The sequence below is a fragment of the Achromobacter sp. Root83 genome (assembly GCF_001428845.1).
In the GTDB taxonomy this organism is placed as follows: Bacteria; Pseudomonadota; Gammaproteobacteria; order Burkholderiales; family Burkholderiaceae_B; genus Achromobacter.
On sequence record NZ_LMIU01000006.1, the window covers coordinates 19,880 to 31,957 of the forward strand.

The 12,078-nt window shown below is 64.2% G+C and carries 8 protein-coding genes; 4 read left to right on the forward strand and 4 right to left on the reverse strand.

All coding sequences use genetic code 11. The features are described 5' to 3' along the window. Window positions 1-10 precede the first annotated feature (10 nt). The 4 genes from ASE30_RS08320 to ASE30_RS08335 all read right to left on the reverse strand — a co-directional run bounded on the left by ASE30_RS08320 (window position 11) and on the right by ASE30_RS08335 (window position 8,278). Complete coding sequence (locus ASE30_RS08320; RefSeq protein WP_057283837.1) at window positions 11-679, reverse strand: response regulator transcription factor; 669 nt, start codon at window positions 677-679, stop codon at window positions 11-13. A 336-nt stretch (window positions 680-1,015) separates the two neighbouring features. Then, complete coding sequence (locus ASE30_RS08325; RefSeq protein WP_057283838.1) at window positions 1,016-4,285, reverse strand: hybrid sensor histidine kinase/response regulator; 3,270 nt, start codon at window positions 4,283-4,285, stop codon at window positions 1,016-1,018. Window positions 4,286-4,295: 10 nt separating this feature from the next. Then, a complete protein-coding gene (locus ASE30_RS08330) occupies window positions 4,296-5,516 on the reverse strand; it encodes an EAL domain-containing protein (protein WP_057283988.1) in 1,221 nt (406 codons plus the stop codon). After that, on the reverse strand, window positions 5,516-8,278 hold the full coding sequence (locus tag ASE30_RS08335) for an ATP-binding protein (RefSeq protein ID WP_057283839.1): 2,763 nt from the start codon (window positions 8,276-8,278) through the stop codon (window positions 5,516-5,518). Before ASE30_RS08335 ends, ASE30_RS08330 begins: the two co-directional genes overlap by 1 nt. A gap of 393 nt (window positions 8,279-8,671) precedes the next feature. Between ASE30_RS08335 and ASE30_RS08340 the strand changes: the two genes are divergently transcribed. From ASE30_RS08340 to ASE30_RS08355, 4 genes are all read left to right on the forward strand, one after another. Continuing rightward, a complete protein-coding gene (locus ASE30_RS08340; protein WP_057283840.1) occupies window positions 8,672-9,415 on the forward strand; it encodes a hypothetical protein in 744 nt (247 codons plus the stop codon). Window positions 9,416-9,493: 78 nt separating this feature from the next. Further along, a complete protein-coding gene (locus ASE30_RS08345; protein WP_057283841.1) occupies window positions 9,494-9,850 on the forward strand; it encodes a hypothetical protein in 357 nt (118 codons plus the stop codon). A gap of 276 nt (window positions 9,851-10,126) precedes the next feature. Continuing rightward, window positions 10,127-11,152: an AI-2E family transporter YdiK gene (gene ydiK / locus ASE30_RS08350; protein ID WP_235515222.1), complete on the forward strand. Its 1,026-nt coding sequence runs from the start codon at window positions 10,127-10,129 to the stop codon at window positions 11,150-11,152. Window positions 11,153-11,333: 181 nt separating this feature from the next. Continuing rightward, complete coding sequence (locus ASE30_RS08355; protein ID WP_057283842.1) at window positions 11,334-12,059, forward strand: RNA pseudouridine synthase; 726 nt, start codon at window positions 11,334-11,336, stop codon at window positions 12,057-12,059. The last annotated feature ends 19 nt before the right edge of the window (window positions 12,060-12,078 follow it).

Below are 12,078 nucleotides of genomic sequence, written 5' to 3' on the forward strand. Positions count from 1 at the left end.
CGAAAACCGCTCAAGAGAAGCCTTGCTCGTCCGCATACCTGAGCAATTCGGCGTTGGTCTCGATGTTGAGCTTGCGCATCGCCGATTGCTTCTGCGTTCCGATGGTGGCAACCGAGCGGTGCAGGCGGCGCGCGATCTCGGTCACGGAGAGGCCCAGTGCAAACAGCCGCACCACTTCAAGCTCTTTCGGAGACAGTCCTTTCGTCCGGTTGCTCCCGCCCATCGTCACATCATTGTGGCTGAGGCGCTTGCCAATGCTGGTCGACAGGATAGGCCCCTTTTCGGTCAGCGCGCGGACGCAGATGGCGACGAGATCGTCGATGGGTTCTTCCTTGCTGACGATGCCCGCCACACCCACCTGCCGTAGCTGGTTGAGGATCCCGCTGTTCGTGAGCATGGTGAACACGACGATCGGGATCTGCGGAAACATGCGCTGCAAACGCTCGATGAGCCGTAACCCGTCCTCGTCCGCGGACTCGGACTGCATCGAGAAGTCGGTCACGATAAGGTGGCAGGGGTGTTTCTGGATTGCCGTAATGAGCTCGAGCCCGGACCGGGCCGTGGCGACCACGCTGAATCCTGGTATCTCGTTGAGCGAATCGGCAAGCGCAAGGGATACGACGGGGTGATCATCGGCGACGATAATCCGCACATCCTGATCAGACGGGGGCTTGCTCATGGATCGGGCATCCAATATGCAATCAATCGAGCCTGGGGGTTCCTGATGCTCGTCAATCGGAGCTGTCTGGGGGGCTAAGCTTGTGGTCAACCCCACCAGGCCGGGGGCGCCAGGATTCTCGATACCTCCTGTATTGTTCATTTTATGTCCAAATTCTACTGGAAAGACTGGGAAGACAGTGCGGTGTATCCGGCCGATGAGCGCCGTTCCGCTCCTCGATGGGCGCAGGCCAACCGTTGAATCTAACTTCAACGGGAAAACCAAAGAATAGAAAGATTTCGATAAATGAAGTTACACCCGGCGCCCGCCGGGGGCCATGGAGCGATGGGGGGCTAGTCAGATATCCGCCAGCATGCCGCGCAATGACAGCGCCAGCGCAGCGCCTTCGATACGCGCTTCGGCGTCGAGTCCATCGCTGCGCAGCCTGGCCTCCAGGGCGCCCAGACGCTGGGTCAACGCCGCCATCTGCATGACCCCGAGGGCGCCGCGCATCCGGTGCAGGGTCTTGGCCAGCAGGCGCTGATCGCCCTTGTCCAAGGCTTGTTCCATCTCGGCCAGATCGGCCTCCATCGTGGTCAGGAACAAGGCGCGGTACTTGGCGGGTACGGCAGGCGCGGGCGCAGGCGCCCGTTCCACCGGCGCGCGGACCGGCGCGGCCGCAAGACCGGAGGCGCGCGCGCTCCGGCCCTGAAGATGGCGCCGCAGCGTGCTCAGGCCGATGGGCTTGACCAGCCATGACGTCATGCCAGCGGCCAGGCAACGCTCCTCTTCTTCGCGCATGGCGTTGGCCGTAACCCCGATGATCGGGATAGTCGCCCCCATGGCGCGCAATTCGCGCGCGAGTTCGTAGCCATTCATGCGCGGCATGTTGACGTCGGTCAGCACCACGTCATAAGACGACAGCCCCCAGAACATAAGGGCCTCCGCGCCATCCGAGGACAGGGTGACCTCGCAGCCCAGCTGCTCGAGCTGGTGCAGCAACGTGGCCTGGTTGATCGGATTGTCTTCCGCCACCAGGATCGACAGACCCAACGGCGCGAACGCGCTGATCTCGGCCGGCGGCGTCACCGTCAGTTCGCCTCGGACCGCGCTCAGTATGCCGGCCGCGATATGCTCCACGGTGGGATTGACCTTGATGGTGCGGGCGGACGGCGGTTTGGCCGCGGCGCTGGCCAGCACATGGTGGCCAGCCCAATCCAGCGCATCGAGATTGCCGTTGTAGAGCACGTCCAGCAGGACTTCATCCGCCGTGCCCACGGGCAGGGGACTTTGCGCCGGGCCCGCCTGCGCGCCCCAGCGCCTGAGCCAGAGACAGATGTTCTCGGTAAGCTCGTGATGGGGGCTGCGGACAAAGACGCAGATATTGCTCAGGTCGGGCACGTTCACGGCCTGTCCGGGCACCACCTGCAGCGGCAGCTCCAATGAAAAGCTGCTGCCCAGCCCGAGTTCACTGGTCACGCGTATCTCGCTGTCCATCAGCGTGGCCAGGCGCGCGCAAATGGACAGGCCGATGCCGGTGCCCCGCACCGTATGGGAGCTGCTGTTGATCTGGTAGAAGGGAACGAAGAGCTGGGTCTGCTCCTGCTTTCCGATGCCAATGCCCGTATCGACCACCTGAAGCATGAGGTGCGTCTTGTCGGCAAGGGCCTTCGACACCGTCAAGCGCACGATCACATGCCCGGAGTCGCTGAACTTGATGGCATTGCTCAGAAGGTTGCTGAGGATTTGCCGGATCCGCGCGGCATCGCCCGTCATCCATTCCGGCACGGCGACGTCCACGCAGCAAAACAGCAGCAACCCCTTCTGTTCCGCCATCGCGGCGTAGGCGCTGGTGCAGCTTTGCGCCAGTTCACGCGGGTTGAACTCGGTGGATTCCAGCACGAGCTGGCCGGTTTCGATCTTGGTGATGTCCAGGATGTCGCTGATCAACTGCAGCAGGATCGCGGATGAACTCTGCATGCGTTCAAGATGCTGGCGCTGTTCGTTATCCAGTTTGGTCAGGCTCATCAGCTCCAGCGTGCCCAGCACGCCGTAGAGCGGTGTGCGGATCTCGTGGCTCATCGTCGCCAGGAAGGTCGACTTGGCTTCGCTGGCCTTGTCCGCTTCGCGCTTGGCCTCGGCCAGCGTGTGCTCGATGATCGCGCGGGCGCTGATGTCGGAAAAGGCGCACAGCACCACATCCTGATTGTTGTACCGCGTCGGCGCGTAGGCGACGTAGAGCGGACGGCCATCGGTGGCATGGAAATTCGCGATCGTGCCGGGCCCCGTCGCGCTCAGCACCTGGCGCAGAAACAGATTGGCTTCCGGCGAGTTCTCCAGTTGGCGGCCGGCTTCCGCTCCCAGCCATTGCAGGGCCAGGCTGTTTCCAAAGACCACCTCGCCGACCGGCCGGGCCAGCACGCACAGCGCCACCGGCGCGGTCTCGATCAGGGTGCGGCTGAATTCCTCTTTTTCGACGATGTCGCGTTGCGCGTCCAGGGCGGGCGCGATCACGCGGCGGCTGTACCACCGCATGGAGACAATTCCCCCGCCCAGGCTCAGCAGCAACAGCAGGCCCGCAATGACCGGCAGCCAAAGGTTGTCCTGGAAGAAGGCGCCGTAGCTCACCCGGTACACGCCCGTCCATTCGCCCGAGAGATCCGTAATGCGCAGCACCATGCCATCGGCGGTGTAGCGCAGGCCGTCGCTGGCCAGGGCAGGGCGGGGGCCTTCGCCCAGCAGCACGCCTTCGTCACGGTGCGATAGCCAGAATCCGCCATGAATCGGCCTGCGCATGGTCTTTTCGAAGATGTTGATCCGCTGATGATTGAACTGCACGGCGGCATAGACGGCGGACGCCGTGGCGGGCGCGCTGCTCCACACGGCTTGCGGCATGTCCGCATAGATCAGGCCCAGCATGCTGCCGGGCAGGCCATCGGCCCTGAACCAATGCACGCGTTTGGAGCCGGTCAGTTCAGTCCCGACCGGAAAGTCCTGGTCGATCAGCCGCTTGCGCACCTCTTGCAGGCGGCGCAGTTCCGCCCGCACGGAATCCGTGACGGCCAGAAAAGCCTGCGGGCTCAGCAGCTCGTAGCCGGAATGGGCGCCCACCGCGGGGACGCTGAGGCTGATGCTGTCGGCCTGATTGACCAGGAAGATCGTGGAGGCAGGATAGTAGGACGTCGCCCAGAAGGTCGAATAGAAATCGGCCAGGTAGCCGCCCAGATTCGCCAGCCGGCGGCCCGCCGTCGGACAGTCCGAGGGGTCTTCGCACGCCAGCGAAAAGGCCATCTCGGCATTGGTGTTCTGCCCCTCGAAGAGCTGCATCCCAAAGCGTTCCTGCACGTCGGATGAACGCAGGGTGATCGAGGAAGAGATGTTTTCGGAGGGCAGGGACGCGTTGTGCGAACGCAGCTTGCCCAGGAACTGCTCTTGCGCGTGGATATAACCGACCAGGATCGAGAAATCGAGTTTCAGGCGGTCGCGTTCCTGCTCGACGATGCGGTTCAAGCCCCAGTAAAGCGCGCCGATCAAGACCAGGGCCAAGGGCAGAATCCCGAACAGGGCGAAATTCAGCCAGCGTGAGGTGCGCGTGATCCTGGCAAAGGGCGTATCCTGCTGGCGCATTGCGGCTTCTCTACAGCAGAGAGGGATCCATGGCATGCCGCTCCATGGCAAGCAAATGGCTGAACGCGTCGGTATCGACGGCGGCTGAAATCAAAAAACCCTGCGCGCAGTCGCAGCCGATACGCCGCAGGAATTCAAGGTCCTTGCTGGTTTCGACACCCTCGGCGGTCACTTGAAGTCCGAGTTGCCGTCCAAGCTGCACCGACGACACAAGCGCGGCGGCCCGGCCTTCGTCGTTGGCGGCGCCGCTGACGAATGCGCGGTCGATCTTCAGCTCGGTAAAAGGCGTGGATATCAGGCTGTACATGGAGCTATAACCCCTACCAAAGTCATCCTGCGCCAGGCCGAAGCCCTTTAGCCGCAGCCGGCTGGCGCCCATATAGTATTGGCCTTGTATGGTCGTTGTCTCGTCTTCCAGCAATTCAAAGGAGATTTCCTGCGCCGCCACGCCCTTGGCCATCACCACGCGTTCAAGCTCGTCGGGGAGGTCGGGATCATCCAGGAGCTGGGTAGGAAGGTTAACCGAAACCGGCATGCGGTACCCTTGCTGGCGCCAGCGCAGATGCGCGTCCAGGGCGTCTTCCAGCATCCGCAACAGCAAGGAGCGGTCCAGTCCATGCCGGCGCACCGCCGACAGGAACGACCCCGGCAGCATGAATCCAAAATCGGGGTGCTGCCAGCGCACCAGCGCCTCGGCGCTGACGATCCGCCCGCTTGCCAGGGCTTTCTTGGGCTGGAACCAGGCGCGCAGCTGTCCTTGTTCCAGGGCATGTTCCAGCACGCCACGGTCGAATACGGTATCGACCTCGGCAGGGAGCAGGGGTTTGGAGGTTTCCGCACGGCGTTGCCGAAGCTGGCTGGCCAATTGCCGGGCGTGATCGGATGTCAGCGGCTTAGAGAACGTGCCAAGCACCGCAAGCCCCTTTTCCTTGGCCATCAGAGCGACGCTGTTCATGATTCGCCGGGGACATGCCGAGACGATCGCCAGCATCGGATTGTGGTGCAGCCTGGCCAGCCTGTCGATGAACTGTACGCCATCCATGCCGGCCATGTTCAGGTCCATCAGCACCAGATGGTAGGGCTGCAGGCCCATTTTATCCAGCGCGGCCTCGGCGGACGTGGCCACATCCGCTTCGGCAAACCCCGCCGACTCCAGCAGATCCGCCAAGTGGACGCATTGGAAAGGGTGGTCGTCCACGATCAGGATTCTGTAGTCGGACAGGTGCTTCATCATATAACTTCCTTAAGGGCGATTAGGGCCTGGCGCAACGCGGATATGGGCAACGGCTTGAGCAGTACCGTCGTCATGCCGGCTACGCTGCTGCGCCGCAGATCGTCCGTGAACGCGCTGGCGGTGATACCCACGATAGGGCGCGTGTAACCTTGGGCGCGCAATGCGCGGGTGAGGTCGTAGCCGTCTATCTCGGGCATCTGCAGATCGGTCAGAATGGTGTCGAAGGCCAGTATGTCGGGGCGTGCCAACGCCTCCCTGCCGTTGGATGCCAGCACAGCCGTACAGCCCAGGTGCTCCAGTTGTTCACGCAGGATCTGCTGGCTGACCGGGTTGTCCTCCACAACCAGTACATGCATATCGAGCGCGTCCCGCGAGGTCTTGAGTTCCAGGGATACCTTGGCGGCGACGCCGTCCTGCGCGAGGCGGACCGCGGCGGCGATGCTCGCCAGGCTGTGGGCGTTGGCCATCCAGCTATTGCGAGTCCCTTCAAGGCGGGCGCGGACACCCGGCGGCTGCGCGACCACCCGGGCACCCGTCCAGACCGCCACCGTCGCGTCGCGCGGCCACGCTTCAACCAGCACGCCGCCCTCGAGCCGGCCATGGTGCGCCGTCTTGTAAGGCATCGCCACCGCGCCCCAATGGCGCAGCCATTGGCACAGGTTATTGACGACATCGTTCACGGCGCCGCGCACGAAAACCGGCTTTGGGTCCAGCCGGATCCCCAGCTCCGAATGCATTCCGCTGGCCACAGGCAGCGTCAGCTCCAGCGACAGGCTGGTGCCCAGGCCAGGTTCGCTGACGGCCGTCAGCGTTCCACCCATCATCTCGGACAGGCGCTGACAGATGGCCAGCCCGAGCCCGGTGCCCGGAACGGCCTGATGCTGGCCGTTCTCGGCGCGGAAGTAGGGCTCGAAAAGCTGCGCGTGATGCTCCGCGGAGATGCCCACGCCCGTGTCGGCCACCTGGAACTTCATGGTGGCGGACTCCGCGTCGAGATGCATGGTCTGCAGGCGCAGCACGATCTGGCCGGAGCTCGTGAACTTGATGGCATTGCTGACCAGGTTGTTCAGGATCTGGCGCATGCGCGTGACATCGCCGACCACCGCGGGGGGCGAATTGACGTCGGCCAGGGCATAGATGTGCAGTCCTTTGGCTTCCGCGCGCGCCGCGTAGCTGCTGACCACGGCGTCCAGCATTTCCGCCGGACAGAATTCCGACGATTCCAGCTTCAGATAGCCCGCTTCGATGCGGGACAGGTCCAGTGTGTCGTTGATGGTCCGCAGCAGGGTCGCCGACGATTGCTGCATGGTTTCCAGGTATTGCTGCTGCTGGCTGTCCATGGCCGTCAGGCCCAGCATCTCCAGCGTGCCCAGAATGCCGAACAAGGGCGTCCGGATCTCGTGGCTCATGGTGGTCAGGAATACCGTCTTGGCGTGATTGGCCGCGTCGGCGTCCAGCTTGGCCTGCGTAATGGACCGCTCGACCCGCTTGAAGGCCGTGATGTCGTTGATGCCGCAAAGCACCACGTCCTCGCCGTGATACAGGATCGGGGCGAACGTGAGATACACGCAGCGGCCGTTCTTCATGACGTATTCCCGCCCCGACACGAAGTCGTTCGACGCAAGCAGCCTGGACAGGAGATCCGCATCGCCAAGCAGCCATTGCCGGGCAAGCTCGTTCGATAGCAGCGGCATGCCATCGGCGCGCCGCAGCAGGCACAACCCCACCGGCGCGACTTCGACAAGCTTGCGGTTCAGGGCCACGCTGTCGGCCAGCGCCTCATATTGCCGGACGGCGGGCGCGACCAGTTTCATCTTGATGTGGCGTATGCCGAAGATCACGGCCGCGAACAGCAGCACCGCGCCGGCGAACACCGCCTGGATGGCATAGGCGGCATCGTCGATGATCCGGCTTATCGGGGTGTAGTAGACCAGCCTCCAGCCATCTTCCCCCACGGACTTGCTCAGCACGATGTAGCGCGGCAGCAGTCCCGCGCCCCACCAACCGAAGGAGTCCTCCCGGCCCGCGCGCCGGCCGAGTTCCGCCAGGAACGGGGCGGCGGCCGGGCTGTGCAGGACGGCCGTGTCGTGCTGGTCATACAGCACGTAGCTTCCTCCGCGCAGGGAGGACAGGTCGATGGCCGCATCGACACTACCCACTTCCAGACCGATCCAGCCGGCCCGCGGCATGGCCGGATCCGCGGGCGTGTAGAGGTAAAGCTGATTGGCCGGGTCCATCGGAGGCTTGAGCCACACGATGGGGGGATGGCCGCCGGGCAGCACGTTCGAATCGGCCCCCGCCAGGGCGCGGGCGACCCACGCCTGCTTGACGGCCCCCATGCCGACCGCATTGGCGGGTGGCGCGGGAACGATGACCGACGTCTGGCCCTTGCGTATCGAGCTGAACAGCAGCCTGGTGCGGGCAAGGGCGATGTCGTTCAGATCGCGCGGGGTCAGGATCAATGCCCAGTCGTAGGAGTTGGCGTCCTCGCGCAGCGGGAACACCTGGATCTGCCGGGTGTTGCCAAAATAGCTCGGGGTCTCGGAAATGGGCGCGCTGTCCGAATTGCGGATAGCGGAGGACGACAGCGAACGCAGCAGGATCTCTCGCTGGTCAAAGAAGAGCTGCGCGTTGTAGGCGGCCGCATTCATCTCCCGGCGATACGCGGAAACGGTATTGTTGAAAGACAGATACAGGACGAAAGCGGCGCCCGCGACGATGCAGGCCATCAGCGCCGCCGCAAACAAATGCAGCAGCAATGTGGGCGCCCGAGGGGGGGCGCCTGCATCTTTCGAGAGAGATTGAGAGTCCTGGACAAACATGGGCCCCATCCTAAGAAGGAGCCCATGCCCTGGATATAAGAAGAATTTGAAAGTGAAGCCCGTCAGGCTTGTCAAAGCCGGTTTCCAAGCCTGCTCGAGTCTTTGGCGCCGAAAATCAGATTTTTACTATGGGACGGGCGTGTGGCGGTCCATATACTCGGTGGCCAAATCAAACGCCGCCCCCTCCCTGGTTCCGCTGAATTTTCTCGCCGTGCGCTGAGGATACGCGCGGGCCCCTCACAGAACTCACGTATGAACGTCACAATTTTGGAGGAAACAGCCTCGAGCCTGGGGGAAACACCCTCCTGCTCGCAGCAAGCGGCCTCTTGCTTGAGCGAAACGCTCAAGGTCCAGCCCGTCATGGATGCAGGCGGCGTCATCTGCGAGATGGCGCTTGTCGCAGGGGAAGAGGGCGGGGATGCGAACGGCTTTTCCCGAGATGCGTCGGCCATGGCATTGCGCAAGGCGGGAGCAGCATTCCGGGCCAGCGGCTGCCTGGTGCCCCTGACCCTGGACCATCCGCTCGACGTCTGCTCCGAGATGCCCCTGGCCGAGCAGCTGTGCCTGGACCTGAAGATCGCCACGGTGGCGAAGGATCTGCTGCCGGCCGCGTCTCCGCATCGAGGCGGAAATCTTTCCGTCTACCCAAGCGCCATGGTCATCTACAACGTTCCGCTGAGCAGCCGGCTGGTGGATGGCGCCGATCTGTTTCGTCCGTACCACGAGTTTCGTCCCGCGTTGCGCATACGCCTGCTGCCCTGCAGCGGCGAGGGCGCGCCCGCGCCGTTCGGCCTGATCCGGGCCGTCGGGATACGCGTCGGCATACCGGCGGGCGTCTACCAGAACCACAAGTTGCAGGACCGCTTCTTCAGCCTGCTGGGGCAGGCTTCCCGTAAGGGCCTCCGGGTGCTGGCCAGCGATATCAAGAGTATCGAGGACTTCAATTGGCTGCGGTTACAGCCCGACGTGCTTTTTCAAGGCGACGTACTGTCCACCGCCCTGAGCCTGGAGTACATCCAGCAATGGCTGACGGGCCTGGAGACCGATTGGCGGACGTTCCAGATGGGCGCGTAGCGCCCGGGGCGGCGCTACCCACGCCCGTGAGGCGGCGCGCGGCAGGGAGGTAGCGCGGATCCGATTAAAATCGCGCCCATGCTTCCCACTCAAGTCATCGTCGCCCTGCTGGTCCTGCAGCTTGCGCTCGCCATTCCGCTGTTTGCCGTGGCTATCCAGCTGCTGCGTTTCCTCCATTGGTCGTTTATCGCGGACGCCGGCTCCCGCGGCGACCGCCCGCAGTTCACCGGCCCGGTGCTGGCGCTGGTATTCAGCACCCTGGCCGCCACCGATTTCCTGTCCTTCGAGCCCTTTGTCTCGATGTCCAAGCTCAATCCGGTGCCCGAAACCGCACGGGCCTATTTCACCGTCGCCATGCTGGCACTGGCGGTTTGGTGCTGGGCCTATGCGGGCGCGATACGCAGCAAGATCCGCTCATGGCTGGGCGCGTCCTGAGCGCTGGCGTTCACCCCGGGCCGGCGTCCGCGCATGGGCGCCCCGGCTCCGGCCTGCTCCCAGGCGGCGGATACCGGTGCTGAAGTGCCCGCACCGGTCCAGGGAAATATCGGATAAATTCGTCGGGAACGCATCGCGCAGCGCTCAGGTAATCCGCCTGTGGGCGCCATGCGCGCCATCCGGGGCGGCCGCCCCCTCAGGAGCATCGGGTTGATTCCACGCCAGACAGTCGATATAGCCCGGGTTCTGCTCGTCATCGTGATGCTTTCGGCGTTGATGATAGGCAGCCTTTACATTCTTCGGCCCTTTCTGCCCGGCCTGATCTGGGCGACGACCATTGTGGTCGCGACCTGGCCCGTCCTGCTGGCGATCCAACGGCGTTGCGGCGGCCGGCGCTGGATTGCCACCGTCGCCATGCTGCTCATCCTGCTGTTCGTGATCGTGCTGCCGCTGTACCAGGCGATTTCCACCCTGGCGCTGCACGGCGGCGCCATCATGGCCGCCGTCAAAAGCCTGCCCGATTACGCCTTGCTGGCGCCGCCTGCATGGATAAGGAACATTCCGCTGGCCGGCCCCCGGATCGCCCAGGAATGGCAGACCCTGTCCGACGCCGGGGCGGGCGGCCTGCTGGCGCGGCTGGAACCCTATCTGACCACCGCGGCCCATTGGCTGCTGAGCCACGCCGCCATCGTTGGCGTATTTGCGATGCACATGCTGATCACCGTCATCATCGCCGGCATTCTTTATAGCCAGGGCGATTTGGCGGCCGACTTCGTCAGGCGGTTTTCGAACCGGCTTGCCGGCCAGCGCGGCGTGGCCGCGATCAGGCTGGCCGGATCCGCCATCCGCGCCGTGGCGCTGGGCATCGTCGTCACCGCGGTGGTGCAGTCCGCGCTGGGCGGGGTGGGCCTGTGGATCGCCGGCGTGCCGGCGGCCGGTATTCTGACCGCACTAATGGTGATGCTGTGCCTGGCCCAGCTTGGGCCGTTCCTGCCCATGCTGGGCGGCGTCGTTTGGCTTTTTCAGAACGACATGAAGCTGGCTGCGGCGGTGCTGCTGGGCTGGGCGATCGTGGTCGCCATGCTGGACAACCTGCTGCGGCCCATGCTGATCAAGCGCGGCGTGAATCTGTCGATGCTGCTGATCCTGTCGGGCGTGCTGGGCGGCATGTTCGCATTCGGCATCGTCGGCCTGTTCATCGGCCCGGTGATCCTGGCGGTCACGACGACGCTGCTCAAGGCATGGATCGACGAGGTGCCGCCCCCGGTTACGGCCGACCCGATCGAGGCGCCCCGCGTCTGAACGCGCCCCCCGGGCCGCAAAGGAAAAGGGCGTAACATCTGCCTCACGGCGCGGACCCGCGGGTCCGCTTTTTTGCAACACCCCCGGCAACACCCATGACGATGCACCCGCTAGTGCTGGCAATCAGCACGCCCCATCCTTCTCCCCATCCGGGCTCACCCGCGCGCCAGCCGGAGGCGCGATGAGCGACAGCGAACGCTTGGCCAAACGGCTGGCCACGGAACAGTCCTGTTCGCGCGGGGATGCCGAACGCTATATAGAAGGCGGCTGGGTCGCCGTCGATGGCAAGCCGGTTGAAGAACCGGGCTTCCGCGTGCGGCCGGCGCAAACGGTCAGCCTGTTGCCCGGCGCCCGCCTGGAAGACATGCGCCCCGTGACCGTCCTGATCCACAAGCCAGCCGGCACCTATGCCGATGACCAGCCCGGTTCGGCGCGGGACCTGATCCTGCCCGAAAACCTGATGCAAGGCGACCGGTCGGGGCAACGCTACCTGAAGCGCATGTTCAATGGCCTGAAACTCGTGACGCCGCTGGAACGCGCGGCCAGCGGGCTGGTCGTCTACACGCAGGAGTACCCCGTGTCCCGCAAGCTGGTGGAAGAAGGCCGCCATGTCGAGCAGGAGTACATCGCCCAGGTGCACGGCCAGTTGAGCGAAGGCGATCTGGCGCGCCTGCAGCGCGGCATGGCGTACGAGGGCCGCGCCGCCACGCCGATGAAGGTGAGCTGGCAGAACGAAACACATCTGCGCTTCGCGCTGAAGACGCCTGCACCCGGGTTCATCGAGTACGTCTGCGATGCGGCGGGGCTGAGGCTGCAGGCCCTGCGGCGCCTGCGCATCGGCCGCCTGCCCATGGCCGGCCTTGCGGTGGGGCAATGGCGTTATCGGCTGGAATATGAGCGTTTCTAGTCAACCGGATACGAATGCG